The organism is Mesorhizobium sp. M0862, assembly GCF_040319795.1.
Classification (GTDB): domain Bacteria; phylum Pseudomonadota; class Alphaproteobacteria; order Rhizobiales; family Rhizobiaceae; genus Mesorhizobium.
In genome coordinates, this window is sequence record NZ_JAMYOJ010000006.1 from 80,710 (window position 1) to 98,239 (window position 17,530).

The window sequence follows — 17,530 nt, forward strand, 5'->3', positions numbered from 1 at the left end:
TATGACGGATCAAAATAATGTCAGTTGAGAGAACCACGGCCGCGGGCGGCATGGAAACCTCCTATGGTTTCAAGAAGGTAGGGCCAGGCGACAAGCAGCCTCTGGTCAACGATGTTTTCCACAAGGTGGCGAACCGCTACGACCTGATGAACGACCTGATGTCGGCCGGGCTGCACCGGCTGTGGAAGGATGCCATGGTGACATGGCTCAATCCGCCGAAACGTCCGGGCTGGAAAGTGCTTGACGTGGCGGGCGGCACCGGCGACATCGCCTTCCGCATTGTAGACGCCAGCCATGGCAACACGCATGCCACGGTGCTCGACATCAACGGCTCGATGCTCAGCGTCGGCCGTGACCGCGCGGACAAAAAGCGCCTGTCCGGCAACACCGATTTCGTCGAGGCCAATGCCGAGGAACTGCCTTTCACCGATAGCACCTTTGACGCCTACACCATCGCATTCGGCATCCGCAACGTGCCGCGCATCGATGTCGCGCTGACGGAAGCCTTTCGCGTGCTGAAGCCCGGCGGACGGTTCCTGTGCCTGGAGTTTTCCGAGGTCGAAATGCCGCTGCTGGACAAGGTCTACGAAGCCTGGTCGTTCAACGCCATTCCGCAGATCGGCAAGATGGTGACGGGCGAGGGCGAACCCTATTCCTACCTGGTCGAATCGATCCGCAAATTTCCCAATCAGCAGAACTTTGCTGCCATGATCACCCGCGCGGGCTTCGAGCGCGTGTCGTTCCGCAACTATTCCGGCGGCATTGCCGCCCTGCATTCGGGCTGGAAGCTTTGAGGCACCACAGTTTGCAGCAGCAGGGTAGGCGATGAGCAGCGTCGGCGCCGCCTTTCGGCTCGCGCGGGCCGGCTGGGTGCTGGTTCGCGAAGGCGTGATCGCAGCATTGCCGGGCGACGAACTCGGCGGCCTGCCGAAATTCGGCTGGCGCATGGCCCGGCTCTTCACCCGCCGCCGCGCACTCGCTTATGAGCGCAGCGACCGGCTGGCCAAGGCGGTGGTCCGGCTCGGACCCTCCTACGTCAAGCTCGGCCAGTTCCTGGCGACGCGGCCTGATGTCGTCGGCAACGACATGGCGCTCGACCTCGCCATGCTGCAGGACAAGATGCACACTTTTTCGCAGGCGGAAGCGGTGGCGGCGATCGAGGGCTCGCTCGGGCGCAAGATCGGCGAACTCTATACGCAGTTCGGCGGGCCGGTCGCGGCGGCCTCCATCGCCCAGGTCCATCCCGCGCAGGCCATGCATGACGGTGTCGATACCAAGGTGGCGGTGAAGGTGATCCGGCCTGGCGTGCGCCGCCGCTTCTTCCAGGATCTCGAAAGCTATTTCCTCGCCGCCCGGCTGCAGGAGAAATACATCCCGTCGTCGCGCCGGCTGCGGCCGGTCGAGGTGACCGAGACGCTGGCGCAGACCACCAAGATCGAGATGGATCTTCGCCTCGAGGCGGCCGCACTTTCGGAACTGGGCGAAAACACCAAGGACGATCCGGGCTTCCGCGTTCCGTCGGTCGACTGGGAGCGCACAGGGCGCGATGTGCTGACCATGGAATGGGTCGACGGCGTCAAGATGAACGACATCGCCGGCCTCGCGGCGGCGGGGCACGATCTGAAGGCGATCGCCACCAACCTGATCCAGTCGTTCCTGCGTCACACGCTGCGCGACGGCTTCTTCCATGCCGACATGCATCCAGGCAATCTGTTCGTCGAGGCCAATGGCAATATCGTCGCCGTCGATCTCGGCATTGCCGGACGGCTCGGCAAGAAGGAGCGCCGGTTCCTCGCCGAAATCCTCTACGGCTTCATCACGCGCGACTATCTGCGCGTCGCCGAGGTGCATTTCGAGGCCGGCTACGTGCCGCGTCAGCACAATGTCGCGGCTTTCGCGCAGGCCATTCGCGCGATCGGCGAGCCGATCCATGGCCAGCCGGCTGAAACCATCTCGATGGCGAAGCTTCTGACGCTGCTCTTCGAGGTCACCGAACTGTTCGATATGGCCACGCGGTCGGAACTGATCCTGTTGCAGAAGACCATGGTGGTGGTCGAAGGCGTCGCGCGCACGCTCGACCCGGCCTTCAACATGTGGAAGACGGCCGAGCCGGTGGTCGGCCAGTGGATCGCCGGCAATCTCGGGCCGAGCGGCCTGCTGATGGACGCGCGCGACGGCGCCAAGGCGCTGCTGGCGCTGGCCCGCCAGGCGCCCGATCTTGCCGCCCGCACCGAACGGCTGTCGCGCGAGATCGATTTTATGGCCGAACACGGCCTGCGCTTCGACGAAGCGACATCGCGCGCCATCGGCAAGGCCGAAGCGCACTACTCCCGCTCCGGCCGGATGGCGCTGTGGGTCATCGCGCTGACGCTGGTGTATATCGCGTGGAAGCTGCTCTGATCGCTTGCAACGCTAGCAACTGTGGTGCTAGCGTTGCGATCGCGCTATTGATGTCGCGGAGCAAGTCATGGGCACCATTACTGTCCGCAATCTAGCTGACGACGTGAAGCAGAAATTGCGTGAGCGCGCTGCGGCGCGCGGGGTGTCGATGGAGGAAGAGGCGCGTTATGCGCTTGCCAAAAGCGTGCTGTCGGCGGAAGCCGGCATGCCCGAGAGCGAAACCCTCTATGCAACAATCCGCCGCTCGGTTGAGCCTCATGGAGGTTTTGACATCGATCTGCCCCAGCGAGGTCAATCCACAAAAACGCACAAAACCCTCGGCGGCAAACGCATCCTGCTGATCATCGGCGGCGGCATCGCCGCCTACAAGGCGCTGGACCTGATCCGCCGGCTGCGCGAGCGCGGTGCGGCGGTGCGCGTCGTGATGACATCGGCGGCGCAGGAGTTCGTCACCACGCTTTCGGTCGGCGCGCTTTCGGCCGACCATGTTTTCAGCGAATTGTTCCACCTCAATGACGAGCACGATGTCGGCCATATCCGCTTGTCGCGCGAGGCCGACCTTCTGGTGGTGGCGCCGGCCACCGCCGATCTGATGGCCAAGCTCGCCAACGGCCACGCCAACGATCTGGCCTCGACGGTGCTGCTCGCCACTGACAAGAAGGTGCTGATGGCGCCGGCGATGAATCCGAAAATGTGGTCGCATGCCGCGACGCGCCGCAACCGGGCGACGCTCGCCAAGGATGGCATCGCCTTCGTCGGCCCGGCCAAGGGCGAGATGGCGGAGAGCAACGAGGCGGGCGAGGGCCGCATGGCCGAGCCGCTGGAGATCGTGGCAGTGATCGAGGCACTGCTCGACAGCAGGCCGAAGCCGCTGGCCGGCCGCAGGATCATCGTCACCTCGGGGCCGACGCATGAGCCGATCGACCCGGTGCGCTACATCGCCAACCGCTCTTCGGGCAAGCAGGGCCATGCGATTGCGGCAGCGCTGGCGAGACTGGGCGCGGATGTACGCCTGGTCTCCGGTCCGGTCAGCATTGCCGATCCGGCCGGCGTTGTGACGACACATGTCGAGACCGCGGCCGAGATGAAGGCGGCCGTCGAACAGTTGTTGCCGGCGGACGCCGCGGTCTTCGTAGCTGCCGTCGCCGACTGGCGCACCGCTGGCACGGCCGGCGAGAAGATCAAGAAGGTGGCGGGCCAGGGCCCACCGGCGCTGCAAATGGTCGAAAACCCCGACATTCTCGCCAGTGTTGGTCATCACGGGCAACGGCCGGGGCTGGTTGTCGGCTTCGCCGCCGAGACGCAGGACCTGATTGCGAATGCCGAGGCCAAGCTGAAGAAGAAGGGCGCCGATTTCATTGTCGCCAACGATGTCTCGCATGAAAGCGGCGTCGGCCCCACCGGCGTCATGGGCGGCGACCGCAACAAGGTGCGCATCGTCTCGAAGGACGGTGTCGAGGAATGGCCTGAGATGGGCAAGGGCGAGGTGGCGGCGCGGCTCGCCGCGCTCATCGCCGAGCGTTTGCAAGCCTGAGCGGCCGCCGGTTCCGCAATCGGGCAGGCCATGGTCTTGCAAGCAGCCTTGTGGCCGAGGGCATTTGACGCCGACAGCGCCGGCGGAATGCTGTCGCCAAATTCTCGATCGGCCGTGCCCTCAGCCTGGCGCCAGTTGCGGCCGGCGTGCCTCCAAAGCCATCTTCACCGCCGCCAGGCAACCGACAATGCCGAGCGGCACGAAGGCCAGGTACAGCCAGCCGGCGACGTGCGCTGCTGCCTCGCGGTTCAGTCCGTCCGAAAAGCCGCTGGCATTGGCGATGATGCCGGCCATGGCGGCGCCCACGGCGTAGCCGATGCGCTGCATGGTCGGCACGGCGGCCGAGGCGATCGTCTGCTCGCCGCCGCGGGCCGAGGCGACGATGATGCGGGTCAGGAAGGGCCATGACACGCCGAAGCCACCGCCTTGCAACAAAGCGCAGAGCAGGATCAGCGGGATCGAGCCGGCGGGGATGGCATAGGCGAAACCCGCGAGGCCGGCTGCAATCATCAGCGCGCCGATGACGAGGATCTGCCGTTCGCGCTGCAGCGGCGCATTGGCGACGGCGATCGACAGGATCGACCAGGCGATCGATTCGGCGGCGATGATGTAGCCTGTGGTCAGGATCGGGATGCCGTGCAGCGTGGTAAGCAGAAGCGGCCCGTAGATGGAAAAAGAGACTGTCGCCACCGAGAAGGCGGCAACCATGCTCATGCCGCTGCCGACCGGCGAGCGCCATGAGAACAGGCCCGACGGGAACAGTCGCGATTGCGGCTTCATGGCGTCGACGAAAACGAACAGCGCCAGGCCGGCGAGGCCGAGGGCCAGCAGCAGCGACGAGCGCAGCAAGGCGACGTCGACGCCTGCGGTGGCGATCAGCACGACGGCGATGGCGAGGCAGCCAAGTGCTGCATAGGGGAAGGGCGGCGAGGTGCCGGCGGCGGCTTGCGGCTTCGTCGCTTCCGGCGTGTTCAGGACGATGAAGCTTGCCGATGCCATGGCGATGCCACCCAGCACGAAGACGCCGAAGGCCCAGCGCCAGGACAGGAGCTCGACCATGATCGCGCCGAGCATCGGGCCGCTGAAGGCGGCGACGCCCCAGATCGCCGACATGATGCCGAACAGCTGTGGCCAGATGTTGCGGTTAAACAGCCGCTCGACCGAGACGAAGGCCAGCGACACCAGCGCACCGCCGCCGAGACCCTCGACCAGACGGCCGGCAAGAAACACCGGCATGGACGGCGCGGTGGCGCAGATCAGGGCGCCTACGGCATAGAGCAGAGCGGCGACCGTGACGTTGGAGCGTAGCGCGACATAGCTGACCAGCCGCCCGGCCGCTGCGCCGGCGACAATGGCGCCGAGCTCGTAGACGGCCAGCGACCAGCCGACGAACTGCACACCAGCGAGGTCTCCGACCATGGCCGGCATGACCGTCGCCACCATCGTCTCGTTGGTGGCGTGCAGCAGGATACCGAGACTGATGAAGCAGAAGCGCGCGAGGTCGCCGCTTGCCCACAATGCCCGCCAGTCGACCTTGTTGCTGGTGATTTCAGTCATTCTTTTACCCTGCATTTGCATATCTCGATGCCGGCGCATGGCGCCAGAAGCCAGTGGGGGCTTTCCGGCGGGGCCATGCGCGCTGTTTCAGTCAGGCGAGTTGTAAAACCTCAAGCGCAGTTGAGCTCAAGTGGCTTTTTATCGAAGTGCAGACGGTCGAGATTGGCCGGAAACCTCTCCGCTTGATGCGCCGGTCAGTTCTCAATGCTGCGCAGCTGAAACTGGCTGACGCCGATGGCAATGTTGATACCGGTCTGCGTCTGCAGGCTGAGCGGCTGCAGGCTGAGCGGCTGCAGGGTGAAGGCCTGCGAGGAGCCGCCGACCAGGAGATTGGCGCCGGCGCCGACCGCCGCCGTCACTTCGGCGCTGGCCCCGATATAGTCGCCGGCCAGCGCGCCGGGCGCATAGATGTTCCTCAGCGGCGTCAGCACCAGCCATTGCATGACGGTCTGCTTGGTGGTGCCGATGTCGAGCCCGTATTTGTTGACGGCGCCGAAATAGGCTTCCGGCGAAAAGCTCTTGTCGGCCGGCGTGAAGGTGCAGCTCAGATCCTTGCTGGAGCCGAAGATGAAGCCGGTGCCGCCGCCGATGGCGCAATCGAGCACGCCGAGTTCGATGCCCTGGTCTTGCGCTTGGGCCTGGGCGGTACAGATGATGGTGATAGCGGCGGCGATGGCTGGTTTCAGCACGGCGGATCCCCCAAAAAGCATACGGCGCGAAACAGTAACCTGTTCCGCGCCGCGCGTAGAGGGATCAGTCGATCCTTATTTGCCGATGCTTACTTGAACGAGTGGATCAGCTCCAGGGAGGTCACGGCGACCGCTACATTGACGCCGGTCTGCGCCTGGACGCTGAGCGGCTCCAGCACAAAGGCGCCGTCGAGCCCGCCGACCAGCAGATTGGCGCCGCCGCCGGTTACCACGCTCGCCTCGGCGTTGACGCCGTAATAATGGCCGGCAAGGTCGCCCTCGTCATGGCCGCGGGTGGCGGCCAGAACCGCCCACACCAGCTGGCCCTGATGCGTCTGGCCGAGATCGACGCCGAGCTTGGAGATCATCCCCGTGTATTTCTCGGACGGCCCATGGTGATAAGGACGGAACGTGCAGTCGACGCCCTTGTTCGACGTGATGACGTAACCGACGCCGCCGTCGATGGTGCAATCGAGCGTGCCGAGCTGAAGCTTGCCGGCGCTGGCGGGAACGGCAAGCAGCGTCGTGGCAAGTGCCGCGGCACAGATGATTTTCTTGATCATGGGTCAGTCCTTTCGAAAAATGCCTTCAACAACGGTTGAATGGCCCGGAGCGTTCCGCTGAAAACTTGGCGCGATCAAGGCAGGGGTTAACGCTTTGCCCCCGGTGGTTAAGATTGGGTGATAGTGGGGTTTTCTGGATACGCAATCCCTAGGGGACGGGCTCTGCGCTTTCCCGGGGAGAAACCGCTCACGCGGCGCACTGCATCAGGAATGGAACGTTGTTATAAAAGGCCGCCGATGGCGGCGCGCCGGCCGCATCTCAGCCGGCGGTGGCGCCCGATGTGCGCGACAGGCCGTCCTTGGCCGGCTGGTAGGCCGGGTCGAGATGGACGGCTTCGCGGTAGGCTTTCGAGGCCTTGACCTTGTCGCCGCGGCGCTCGTAGATCAGCGCCTGGTTGGACCAGGCTTCGGCGTTCTTGCCGTCGAGTTTGATGGCCATGTTGAAGTCGGAGAAGGCGTTGTCCTCGTCATTCATGGCGAGATAGGAGAGGCCGCGGCCGTTGTAGGGTTCGGCGGCGTCCGGCGCCAGCGAGATGGCGGTCGAGAAATCCTCGATGGCAAACTTGTGCTGGCCCTGGCTCTGATAGATCAGGCCGCGATTGTGGTACGCGCGCGCATCCGTCGTATCAAGCTGGATCGCCTTCTGGAAATCGTTGAAGGCCTGCTGGGTCTGGCCTGCCTTGCGATAAAGGTTGCCGCGGCCGATATAGGCGGCGTCATAATTTGCATTGATCTGGATTGAGCGGTTGTAGTCGGCAAGGGCGGCCGCCTGGTTGCCGAGGAAGCGCTGGATCAGCGCCCGGTTCGAATAGGCCTGGTAGAAATTCGGGTTGAGCTGGATGGCGGTGTCGAAATCCTTCAGCGCCGCCTGATACTGGCCGCCACGGCCATAGGCCGAGCCGCGCACATTGTAGCCTTCCGGATCCTGCGGATTGCGCTGGATCACCGCCGACAGCGAGGAGATGTTCTCGCTCGAGCCTTGCGCCTTGTCAATGTTGTTGAATTCGCCGGTCGGAACGCTCTGGCAACTGGCAAGCACCAGGCCGGACATCAGGGCTGCCGCCAGGGCCAAACCGCGCATTGTGGTTCTGCGCTCTACGCCGATTGCGTTCATGTCTGCCCTGTCCTCACTTCAGCCTCGCCGTCCAGGTCCCCCTCCGGGCCGGGTCACAGATTCTCGTAACAAAATCTAGAACGCCGTTTGCGCGTTCAAGGGAACGGCCTCCAACAGAATGGCGGCGCTCCAAACAAAAAGGTGGCGGCGATTCCGCATCGCGCCACCTCAGAGTATCCTTCGAAAAGGACGAAAAATTGGCGTCAGAACCGCGGCGGACGCGGAGCACCACCAGGACCACCGGCGGCGCCGGCAGCAACCGGGCGCGGCGTCATCGGCAGCAGGCCTTCGCGCTGGGCGCGCTTGCGGGCCAGCTTGCGGGCGCGGCGAACGGCTTCGGCCTTTTCACGGGCGCGCTTCTCGGAAGGCTTCTCGTAATGGCCGCGCATCTTCATTTCGCGGAAAATGCCTTCGCGCTGCATCTTCTTCTTGAGAGCGCGAAGCGCCTGATCAACGTTATTGTCGCGGACGAGTACCTGCACGGGCAATCCTGTCTTTCGGGTTTGATATCAACAGGCAAGTGACCATAGCCACATGCCTCCGCGGCGCTTTACACCACGAATTGTGGCGGCTGATAGCAGAATCAGGCCGCGCTGTCCACACTGGAAATGAAGGACAACCGCCAATTTGCCACGGCAGCCCCGAGATAGGGCGCCAACTAGGCGCTGGCCAGATGGAGCCGTGCGAAATCCTCGAAGAATTCGCCGTAATCGCAGGTAATTTCCTCGCCGGCTGATATATCTCGAGTGGCGGTGGCGCCGCCATATTGCGAAAAATCCGTGTTCGGCCGCTCGGCGTGGTTCATGAAGCGGCCATTATCGACTTCATAGACCATGAAGCCGGGACGGTCGGGGCTCGGATAGGCATAGCGGTCGAGCAATTCCTTGAGGTGCGGCGGCGCCGCCTCGTATTTGTCCATCGGGATCAGCCGGTCGAAATCCGGATCGAGCCGCCAGATCGAGGCGCCCTTCCTGATCGGCTCGGCGGCGAACACGCCGACGCCTTCGATTGCGCTCTGGGCGACATAGGTCCTGATCAGCAGCATGTCCGTCCTCCTCACCCGAAAGCGAATCGCCAAATCGCGTGGAAAAAGCAAGTCCGGTTTCGGGTTCTATGGCTGATCGGCGCGGGCGATGACCCGCGAAATGCTTCACGTCCGGGTGATCGAGACGCCGCCATCGGCAAACAGCGCCGATCCTGTGGTGAAGCTCGACGCATCCGATGCCAGGAAGAGCGCAGCGCGGGCGATCTCTTCAGGCACAGCGACACGTTTCAAGGCATGCAGGTTTTCCACGAAAGCGCGTGATTCCGGCGTCTTGAATGTTGCCGACGGCGTGTCGGTGCCACCCGGCATCAGCGCGTTGACCCGCACGCCCCTGGGGCCGTATTCGGCGGCCAGCACCTGCGTCAGGCCGATCAGTCCGGCCTTGCTCGCGGCATAGCTGGTCATGCCCGGCATGCCGACTGTGTGACCGACGAAGGTCGAGGTGAAGATCAGCGATCCGCCGCCGCGTTCGACCATCGCCGGCACCTGGTATTTCGCGCCGAGAAAGGCGCTGGTCAGATTGGCGTCGAGCGTCTCGCGCCATCCGTCCAGCGACAGTTCCGAAATCGGACCCATCGTTCCGACGGAGCCGACATTGTTGAAGGCGATATCGAGCCCGCCGAATTTTTCGACGGCGAGATCGACGAGGGCTTTTGCATAGGCTTCGTCGCGGACATCGCCGGCAAGCGCGACTGCCGTGCCGTCGGCGTCCTCGATTTCGACGACCAGCGCATCGAGTTCGGCCTGGCGGCGGGCGGCGATGACGACCCTGGCGCCTTCTTCGGCGAAGAGTTTTGCGGTGGCGCGGCCGATGCCGGAACTGGCGCCGGTGACGATCGCTATTTTATTGGTGAGTGCGAACATTTTTTACATCCTTTCATCGCGCCGGCTGTGCCGGCAACCGGGATGTTGATCGCAGTTCGGGACGGTGCTAGCCACCCGATACGTGCTCGACTTGCTGAATGGCTTCGCAGCGGCACAAGCGCCGCGCGCCGGACTATTGCTTCAGCAGCCAGCCGAGGCGGTCGAGCGAAAATGCGTAGCTGATGGCGATGAGCAGCGTGATGACAACGCCCGTGGTCGTGTGACCGGCGGCATAGAATCCGGCTGCACCGCCAAACAGGATGGCCAGTTCAAGCACCAGCCTGACTGCGCCTGGTACAGGAACCGGCGCGCGTCCGGACCGGCTCGGATCGCCGCGCACCGCGAAGGTTCCCCACAGCGCAGCTGCAATGAACGGCAAGGCCAAGGCGAAGAGCCAGCGCCACCATCCGCCGGAGAGGCTCCAGCCGGCAAAGCCGAGGCCAAGCAAGGCGGCAAGTTCCAGCAGGAAACGCAACGTCAGATTCCACCAGGCGTTGCCCATATTCGTCCTCCAGAGTCTCGCGATCGCCAGTGTGTCCGAACGCAGCCATGCCTGCCAGCCCGGGCAGGTCTTTTCCACCGCGGCGCAAAACGGCAAGCGCCGTCGCAAACAGCGCAAGGGTGGAAGCGCCGTTTCGCTAGTGATACACCTCGCGCGCCGGGGCTGCGTAAAATACCCCACCGCCATTTGCGAGGCTGGAACGTTGAAAAAATATTCGGTATTCGCCATCGCCCGCGAGGCCATGCGCGGCCACAAGGGCTGGGAGGAACAATGGTCCTCGCCGGAACCGAAGAAGGAATATGACGTCATCATCGTCGGCGCCGGCGGTCATGGCCTGGCCACCGCCTACTATCTCGCCACCGTTCACGGCATCACCAATGTCGCGGTGCTGGAAAAGGGCTGGCTGGGCGGCGGCAACACCGGGCGCAACACCACCATCATCCGCTCCAACTACCTTTACGACGAGAGCGCCGGCATTTACGACCATGCGCTGAAGCTGTGGGATGGGCTCTCCCAGGAACTCAACTACAACGTCATGTATTCGGCGCGCGGCGTCATGATGCTGGCGCACAATGTGCACGACATCCAGGTGCTGAAGCGCCATGTCCATGCCAACCGTCTCAACGGCATCGACAATGAATGGCTGACGCCTGAGCAGGCGAAGGAATTCTGCCCGCCGCTCAACATTTCCAGGCAGGCGCGCTATCCCGTCGTCGGCGCCGCCTTGCAGCGGCGAGGCGGCACGGCGCGTCACGATGCGGTGGCCTGGGGCTATGCGCGCGGCGCTTCGGCGCGCGGCGTGCACATCATCCAGAATTGCGAGGTCACCGGCGTCAAGCGGGCGGCCAATGGCGCGGTCATGGGCGTCGACACGACGCGCGGCTTCATCGGCGCCAAGAAGGTCGGCGTGGTGGCTGCAGGCCACTCCTCGGTGATCATGAACATGGCCGGCGTGCGCATGCCGCTGGAAAGCTATCCGCTGCAGGCGCTGGTGTCGGAGCCGGTCAAGCCGGTGGTGCCGTGCGTGGTTATGTCGAACACGGTGCACGCTTATATCTCGCAGTCCGACAAGGGCGAGCTGGTGATCGGCGCCGGCACCGACCAGTATGTCTCCTATTCGCAGACCGGCGGCCTGCATATTTTGCAGCATACGCTGGACGCCATCTGCGAGATGTTCCCGATCTTCACCCGCATGAAGATGCTGCGCTCGTGGGGCGGCATCGTCGACGTGACGCCCGACCGTTCGCCGATCCTGGCCAAGACGCCGGTGCCCGGCCTCTACGTCAATTGCGGCTGGGGCACGGGCGGCTTCAAGGCAACGCCCGGCTCAGGCCATGTCTTTGCCCACACGATTGCCAAGGACGATCCGCATCCTATCAACGCGCCCTTCACCATCGAGCGCTTCCGTACCGGCCGCCTCATCGACGAGGCAGCGGCGGCGGCGGTGGCGCACTGATGATGGTGGAGTTGGCTGTAGCGGTGCCGCTGGTGCTGGCGGGGGAGCAGGACCTGTTCCATTTTCCGTCACCGGACGAGGTGCGGACGCAGCCGATCAGCCGCGCCGGCAACGAAGCCAATTGGCCGTTTTCGATCGACGCCGGCATTCTGGCATGCGTGTGGAGCGGTGGCCAGAAGGTGGTCATCTTCATGGAGAACAGGCCCTCCGATCTCGGCGAGGACGACACATTCGATGCGCGCAGCGTCATCGTGACGACCGATCCGTTTCAGCTCACGATCGGCAACATGGCGTATCGCGAGCTGTTTCGCCCCGCCGCAAGTGTAGAGGAGCGCATTCGGCTCGTCGCGCCTTTTGCTGCGATGGGCCAGAGGCTTTGCAACCAACCGGCCGGCGCGCATGTCGGCCACGGCGAATTGTAGGAACGAACGATAATGCTTCTCATCCGCTGCCCCTATTGCGAGGAAGAGCGCCCGGAGCTCGAGTTCCGTAACGCCGGCGAGGCGCATATTGCGCGTTCGGCCAACATGGCGGGCGAGAGCGACGACGATTTTGAAAAGTTCTTCTTCATCCGCTCGAACCCCAAGGGCATCATCTATGAGCGCTGGCGCCACATCCATGGCTGCTCACGCTTCTTCAATGCGGTGCGCGACACCGTCACCGACAAGTTCGTCATGACTTACAAAGCCGGCGAGCCGAAACCGTCCAAGCTGCCCAAAAACTCCAACGAAATGGCTTCCAAATGAGCGGCGCGTTCCGCATTTCGAGCGCCGGCCGTCTCAGCCAGGCGAAGACCGCGCGGTTCTCTTTCGACGGCCAGTCTTACACCGGCATCGAAGGCGACACGCTGGCCTCGGCGCTGCTTGCCAATGGCGTGCATTTGGTGGGACGTTCGTTCAAGTATCACCGTCCGCGCGGCTTCCTGTCGGCCGGAGCGGAAGAGCCCAACGCGCTGGTCGAGGTCAAGCGCGACGCGGCACGCAAGGCGCCCAACATCCGCGCCACGGTGCAGGAGCTCTATGACGGGCTCGTCGCCAACTCGCAAAACCGCTGGCCGTCGCTCGCCTTCGACGTCGGCGCGGTCAACGACATTGCATCGCCGCTGTTTTCGGCCGGTTTCTACTACAAGACCTTCATGTGGCCGAAGGCGGCCTGGAAGAGCCTCTACGAGCCGAAGATCCGCGCCGCGGCCGGCCTCGGCGTTTCGCCTGACAAGCCAGATCCCGACCATTATTCGTCGCGCTATGCGCATTGCGACGTACTGGTGCTAGGCGGCGGTGCGGCCGGCATTGCGGCAGCGCTCGCCGCTGCCGAAACCGGCGCGCGTGTCATCCTCGCCGATGAACAGGCCAGCTTCGGCGGCAGCCTGCGCTTCGAGAGCGGGGCGAAGATCGACGGCCAGGACGGTTATGCCTGGGCGCAAGGCGCGGTGGCCAAGCTCACCGCCCTGGACAATGTCCGCGTTTTGTCGCGGACGACGGCGTTCGGCTACTACGCGCAGAACTTCGTCGGCCTGGTCGAGCGGGTCAGCGACCATCTGCAAAACCCCGGCCACGATTTGCCGCGCGAGCGCCTATGGCAGGTACGCGCCAAGCGCGTGGTGCTGGCGACCGGCGCCATCGAACGCCATATGGTGTTTGCTGACAATGACCGGCCCGGCATCATGCTGGCCTCGGCGGCGCGGACTTATCTCAACCAGTACGGTGTCGCGGTCGGCAAAAATGTCGGCGTCTACACCGCAAATGACTCGGCCTACTCCGCCGCGATCGACCTGAAGAAGGCCGGCGTCAACGTGGCGGCGATCGTCGACCTGCGCGACCATCCGACCGGACCTGTGATCGACGAGGCGAGGGCGCTCGGGATCGAGGTCAATTTCGGCCGCGCGGTGATCCGCGCCGGCGGCAAGTTGCGCGTGACCTCGATGACGGTGCAGCCGAAGAATGGGGGCGGCGAGCGCACCATTCCGGTCGACGCCATCCTGATGTCGGCCGGCTGGACGCCGTCGGTGCATCTGTTCTCACAGTCGCGCGGCAAGGTCGCCTTCAATGACGAGACCAAGCGCTTCGTGCCGGGCATCTATGCGCAGGACTGCGTTTCGGTCGGCGCCTGCAACGGTACGGATGGGCTCTCGGCGTCGATCGATGAGGCCTATGCGGCCGGCGCAAAGGCGGCGAAGGATGCGGGCGGCAAAGTGGCCAAGGGCGTAAAGCCGAAGGTCGACGCGTCGGAAAGCTGGTCGCGCGGCATGCTGGGCGCGGCGCCCGGCGCCGGGCCGGACAAGACGGTCAAGGCCTTCGTCGATTTCCAGAACGACGTCACCGCCAAGGACATCCGCCAGGCGGTGCATGAAGGCATGCGCTCGATCGAGCACGTCAAGCGCTTCACCACCAACGGCATGGCGACCGACCAGGGCAAGACCTCCAACATGCACGGCCTGGCGATTGCCGCCGAGACGCTTGGCAAGCCGATCCCCGAGGTCGGGCTGACCACGTTCCGCGCACCCTATACGCCTGTTACTTTCGGCGCGATCGTCAGCCATTCGCGCGGTCCGCTGTTCGACCCGACACGGAAGACCGCGATCCATCCCTGGGCCGAAGCGCAAGGCGCCGTGTTCGAAGATGTCGGCCAGTGGAAGCGCGCCTGGTATTTCCCCCAGGCGGGCGAAGACATGCACAAGGCGGTCGACCGCGAATGCGTCGCGGTCCGCAGCAATGCCGGTCTGTTCGACGCCTCGACGCTGGGCAAGATCGAAGTGGTCGGGCCGGATGCGGCCAGGTTCATGGAACTGCTCTATACCAATCCATGGGAGAAGCTTGAGCCCGGCCGCTGCCGCTATGGCATCATGCTGCGCGAGGACGGCTTCATCTATGATGACGGCGTCGTCGGCCGACTGGCGCCGGATCGTTTCCATGTGACGACGACAACCGGCGGCGCGCCGCGTGTCATGAACCACATGGAGGACTATCTCCAGACCGAGTTCCCGCATCTGAATGTCTGGCTGACGTCAATCACCGAACAATGGGCGGTCATCGCCGTGCAAGGGCCGAAGTCGCGAGACACCATTGCACCGCTGGTCGAAGGCATCGACATGTCCGACGAGGCGCTGCCGCATATGTCGGTGCGCGAAGGCAAGATCTGCGGCGTGCCGACCAGGCTGTTTCGCATGTCGTTCACCGGCGAGCGCGGTTTTGAAGTCAACGTGCCGGCCGATCACGGCCAGGCCGTCTGGGAAGCGCTGTGGGCCGAAGGCCAAAAGCATGGCGCCGCCGCTTACGGCACCGAGGCGATGCACGTGCTGCGCGCCGAAAAGGGCTACATCATCGTCGGCCAGGACACGGACGGCACGGTGACGCCGAACGATGCCGGGCTCGACTGGGCGGTCGGCAAGAAGAAGACCGATTTCGTCGGCATCCGCGGCCTGACGCGGCCCGATCTGGTCGCCAAGGGCCGCAAGCAGCTGGTCGGCTTGAAGACCAAGGACCCGAAAGTGGTGCTTGAGGAAGGCGCGCAGATCGTCGCTGATCCGAAGCAGGCGATCCCGATGAAGATGATCGGTCACGTCACATCCAGCTACTGGTCGGAAAATTGCGGTCGCTCGATCGCGCTGGCGCTGGTTGCCGGCGGCCGCGACCGGATGGGCGACACGCTCTATGTGCCGATGCCGAACAGGGTGATCGAAGTGGAGGTTACCGGCATGGTGTTCTTCGACGAGACGGGAGGGCGCCTCAATGGCTAAGGCTGCTGCAAAGAAGACGGCCCCAGCTGCAGCGCCGTCCATCGAGCGCCGCCCGGCCCTGGCTGGACGCGTCGTTTCCGCAACGGATGTCAAGGTCGAGGTGCTGCCGCCGGCGGAGCGCATGTCGCTGCGCGCGCCGGAGGCTTCCGTCGCGGCGCTGTCGAAGGCGCTCGGCCTGACCTTGCCGAAGCAGCCGAAAACTTCGGCGGCCAAGGCTGGCCGCACGGCGCTGTGGCTCGGCCCTGACGAGTGGCTGGTCATCGACGAGGCCGGCAAGGATCCGCTGGCCGATTGTGCTGGGGTTGCCGCATTGCATTCGGCGGTCGGCATCTCGCACCGCAACGTCGCCTTCGCCGTCACCGGCCCGGCGGCGGCCGCCGCGATCAATGCAGGCTGCCCGCAGGATTTGTCGCTCGAGGCTTTTCCGGTGCGCGCGGCGTCGCGCACCATTCTCGGCAAGTGCGAAATCCTGCTGCTGCGCACGGCAGCCGATGCCTTCCGGGTCGAGTGCTGGCGTTCCTTCTCGGACTATGTCTTTACTTTCCTGTCGGAAGCAGCCAGCGACGCGGCGGCGTAGGAACGTTTGACGGGTCAAGCCGTTCTGCTTCCCCCATCAGGGAGAACATACGATGCCGTCGAAAGCGCCGCCGAAGTCAGCTAGCAAGACGTCCGCCGTGCGCTCACTCGAACATGAGCAGCATCACGAGGTGACTGCCGAAGAGGAACTCGAGGAAGGCCTCGAGGACACGTTTCCGGCCAGCGATCCGGTGTCGATCACCTCGACCGCCATCCCAGGCGCGCCGGCAAGACCCGGCAAGGCTAAGACGGTGCCGGGTCGCAAACCGCGCAAGAAATAACCCGTTCGGCTACGCCAGGTTTGAACTCAGGAAAAGCCGGCTTGCGCTGAGGAAAAAACGGGCGGCCGGGATTATCCTGCCGCCCTTAAATTAGTCGTTGTGCTGTGGTCGAGCCCGATCAACTTAGAACGTGCTCGGCACGATCCATGGGTTGATCTCGATGCCGAGACGCGGGCTCTTGGCCTTGACGTCGGACTTTTCGACCGAGCCGGTCACGGCGCAATCGAGCTTGGCATTGGTCGTGGTGTCGACGCAGGTGGCGGCGGGGGCCTGCTTGGTCGAGTGTGTGTTGTTGGCGGCGAAAGCCGAGCCGGAGAGAGCCAGCACGGTGGCGAGGGCGAGAAGGGTCTTGTTCATGTCAGTCTCCATCGGTTAAACTTTTTCGTACATGTACGATACAACGTACACATACGTCCACCGAGATGGGTTTTCAAGTCGGAAAACGTACGCGTACGACAAATTTTTTTGAATGCCGAAAATTACGGCGCACTGACACAGCCGAAGCTGTCAGGCCGGACGCTGAATTGGAGGGGCGGGGATGCTCAGCAGTCGGCCGGGGTCTCGGTCAGCGGCGGCACATTCTGGGTGCTGAGCGTGGCGAGTGTGAAATCGCACATCCGCGTCACGAAAGCCTGCGGGTCGCCGAAGGGGTAGAACGGGAACGTGATCAAAAGCGAGATGGTGCCGTGGCCGACTGCCCAAAGCATGGTGGCGATGGCGCGCGGATCGCCCTGCAGCTTGCCTGCAGCAACGCAGGCCTCGACCCTAGATATCAGCGCTTTCATCGCCGGGTTGGCCTCTTCCATGTCCTCATAGCTTCTGCCTTCCGGCAGCTTGGTCTTTTCGGTCATGAACACGGTGCGGTATTCGTTGGGGTTGCCGAGCCCGAAGGCGGCATATTCGGTCATCACCGCACGCAAGGCCTCGATCGGATCGTCGGAAGGATGCTCCTCGATGCGGCGGGCAAGTGTTTCGAAGGCATCCTCGGCCAGCGCAAACAGGATGTCTTGCTTGTCGGCGAAGTAGGAATAGACCGACATCGGAGCATAGCCGACCCGCTTGGCCAACTTGCGGATGGTCAGGCCTTCATAGCCCTCTTCCTTGACGAGCTTGTGGGCTGCGTCGAGCAGTTCGGAACGCAGTTCGGCCTTTTGTTTCTCGCGGCGTTTCTGGACGCTCAGCGGCACTTGAGTCTGCCTTCATGTGGTGGGTG

At 63.9% G+C, this 17,530-nt stretch carries 19 protein-coding genes; 9 read left to right on the forward strand and 10 right to left on the reverse strand.

The window, feature by feature from the left end; genetic code table 11:
* Nucleotides 1-17: 17 nt before the first annotated feature.
* From ubiE to coaBC, 3 genes are all read left to right on the forward strand, one after another.
* Complete coding sequence (gene ubiE, locus NKI15_RS11225; protein ID WP_352514008.1) at nucleotides 18-794, forward strand: bifunctional demethylmenaquinone methyltransferase/2-methoxy-6-polyprenyl-1,4-benzoquinol methylase UbiE; 777 nt, start codon at nucleotides 18-20, stop codon at nucleotides 792-794.
* Between the two features lie 31 nt (nucleotides 795-825).
* Nucleotides 826-2,400, forward strand: coding sequence for a 2-polyprenylphenol 6-hydroxylase (gene ubiB, locus NKI15_RS11230; RefSeq protein ID WP_352498607.1), 1,575 nt, complete (start codon nucleotides 826-828; stop codon nucleotides 2,398-2,400).
* Between the two features lie 67 nt (nucleotides 2,401-2,467).
* Nucleotides 2,468-3,934, forward strand: a complete 1,467-nt coding sequence (gene coaBC / locus NKI15_RS11235) for a bifunctional phosphopantothenoylcysteine decarboxylase/phosphopantothenate--cysteine ligase CoaBC (protein ID WP_352514007.1) — start codon at nucleotides 2,468-2,470, stop codon at nucleotides 3,932-3,934.
* A gap of 120 nt (nucleotides 3,935-4,054) precedes the next feature.
* Here the strand turns inward: coaBC and NKI15_RS11240 are convergent, their stop codons facing one another.
* The 8 genes from NKI15_RS11240 to NKI15_RS11275 all read right to left on the reverse strand — a co-directional run bounded on the left by NKI15_RS11240 (nucleotide 4,055) and on the right by NKI15_RS11275 (nucleotide 10,268).
* Complete coding sequence (locus NKI15_RS11240) at nucleotides 4,055-5,491, reverse strand: MFS transporter (protein WP_352514006.1); 1,437 nt, start codon at nucleotides 5,489-5,491, stop codon at nucleotides 4,055-4,057.
* A 194-nt stretch (nucleotides 5,492-5,685) separates the two neighbouring features.
* Nucleotides 5,686-6,180 (reverse strand): DUF992 domain-containing protein, encoded by a 495-nt coding sequence (locus tag NKI15_RS11245; protein WP_352514005.1) that lies wholly within the window; start codon nucleotides 6,178-6,180, stop codon nucleotides 5,686-5,688.
* Between the two features lie 89 nt (nucleotides 6,181-6,269).
* Complete coding sequence (locus NKI15_RS11250; RefSeq protein ID WP_023671136.1) at nucleotides 6,270-6,743, reverse strand: DUF992 domain-containing protein; 474 nt, start codon at nucleotides 6,741-6,743, stop codon at nucleotides 6,270-6,272.
* Between the two features lie 259 nt (nucleotides 6,744-7,002).
* Entirely contained in the window at nucleotides 7,003-7,857 is an 855-nt protein-coding gene (locus tag NKI15_RS11255; RefSeq protein ID WP_023704049.1) for a tetratricopeptide repeat protein, read from the reverse strand.
* Between the two features lie 203 nt (nucleotides 7,858-8,060).
* Nucleotides 8,061-8,339, reverse strand: a complete 279-nt coding sequence (rpsU, locus tag NKI15_RS11260; RefSeq protein ID WP_023671138.1) for a 30S ribosomal protein S21 — start codon at nucleotides 8,337-8,339, stop codon at nucleotides 8,061-8,063.
* A gap of 176 nt (nucleotides 8,340-8,515) precedes the next feature.
* Nucleotides 8,516-8,902 (reverse strand): SET domain-containing protein, encoded by a 387-nt coding sequence (locus NKI15_RS11265; RefSeq protein WP_023671139.1) that lies wholly within the window; start codon nucleotides 8,900-8,902, stop codon nucleotides 8,516-8,518.
* Between the two features lie 105 nt (nucleotides 8,903-9,007).
* Nucleotides 9,008-9,766, reverse strand: coding sequence for an SDR family oxidoreductase (locus NKI15_RS11270; RefSeq protein WP_023671140.1), 759 nt, complete (start codon nucleotides 9,764-9,766; stop codon nucleotides 9,008-9,010).
* Between the two features lie 133 nt (nucleotides 9,767-9,899).
* Nucleotides 9,900-10,268, reverse strand: coding sequence for a YrdB family protein (locus NKI15_RS11275; protein WP_023671141.1), 369 nt, complete (start codon nucleotides 10,266-10,268; stop codon nucleotides 9,900-9,902).
* Nucleotides 10,269-10,470: 202 nt separating this feature from the next.
* Between NKI15_RS11275 and NKI15_RS11280 the strand changes: the two genes are divergently transcribed.
* The 6 genes from NKI15_RS11280 to NKI15_RS11305 are packed head-to-tail and all read left to right on the forward strand — an operon-like array spanning nucleotide 10,471 to nucleotide 16,317.
* Nucleotides 10,471-11,724, forward strand: a complete 1,254-nt coding sequence (locus tag NKI15_RS11280) for a sarcosine oxidase subunit beta (RefSeq protein ID WP_023683196.1) — start codon at nucleotides 10,471-10,473, stop codon at nucleotides 11,722-11,724.
* Nucleotides 11,724-12,146 carry a hypothetical protein gene (locus NKI15_RS11285; protein ID WP_023686459.1) on the forward strand — a complete coding sequence of 141 codons (423 nt, stop codon included), beginning with the start codon at nucleotides 11,724-11,726 and terminating at the stop codon, nucleotides 12,144-12,146. The genes NKI15_RS11280 and NKI15_RS11285 overlap by 1 nt, the downstream gene beginning before the upstream one ends.
* Nucleotides 12,147-12,158: 12 nt before the next feature.
* Nucleotides 12,159-12,470, forward strand: a complete 312-nt coding sequence (locus tag NKI15_RS11290; RefSeq protein WP_352514004.1) for a sarcosine oxidase subunit delta — start codon at nucleotides 12,159-12,161, stop codon at nucleotides 12,468-12,470.
* Nucleotides 12,467-15,460 (forward strand): sarcosine oxidase subunit alpha, encoded by a 2,994-nt coding sequence (locus tag NKI15_RS11295; protein WP_352514003.1) that lies wholly within the window; start codon nucleotides 12,467-12,469, stop codon nucleotides 15,458-15,460. Before NKI15_RS11290 ends, NKI15_RS11295 begins: the two co-directional genes overlap by 4 nt.
* Complete coding sequence (locus NKI15_RS11300; protein WP_352514002.1) at nucleotides 15,453-16,037, forward strand: sarcosine oxidase subunit gamma; 585 nt, start codon at nucleotides 15,453-15,455, stop codon at nucleotides 16,035-16,037. The genes NKI15_RS11295 and NKI15_RS11300 overlap by 8 nt, the downstream gene beginning before the upstream one ends.
* 52 nt (nucleotides 16,038-16,089) lie before the next feature.
* Complete coding sequence (locus tag NKI15_RS11305) at nucleotides 16,090-16,317, forward strand: hypothetical protein (protein WP_352514001.1); 228 nt, start codon at nucleotides 16,090-16,092, stop codon at nucleotides 16,315-16,317.
* A gap of 123 nt (nucleotides 16,318-16,440) precedes the next feature.
* Here NKI15_RS11305 and NKI15_RS11310 read toward each other — a convergent pair whose 3' ends face one another.
* Both NKI15_RS11310 and NKI15_RS11315 read right to left on the reverse strand, forming a co-directional pair.
* A complete protein-coding gene (locus NKI15_RS11310) occupies nucleotides 16,441-16,674 on the reverse strand; it encodes a DUF680 domain-containing protein (RefSeq protein WP_023671148.1) in 234 nt (77 codons plus the stop codon).
* Nucleotides 16,675-16,859: 185 nt separating this feature from the next.
* A complete protein-coding gene (locus NKI15_RS11315) occupies nucleotides 16,860-17,504 on the reverse strand; it encodes a TetR/AcrR family transcriptional regulator (protein WP_023825473.1) in 645 nt (214 codons plus the stop codon).
* Nucleotides 17,505-17,530 lie beyond the last annotated feature (26 nt).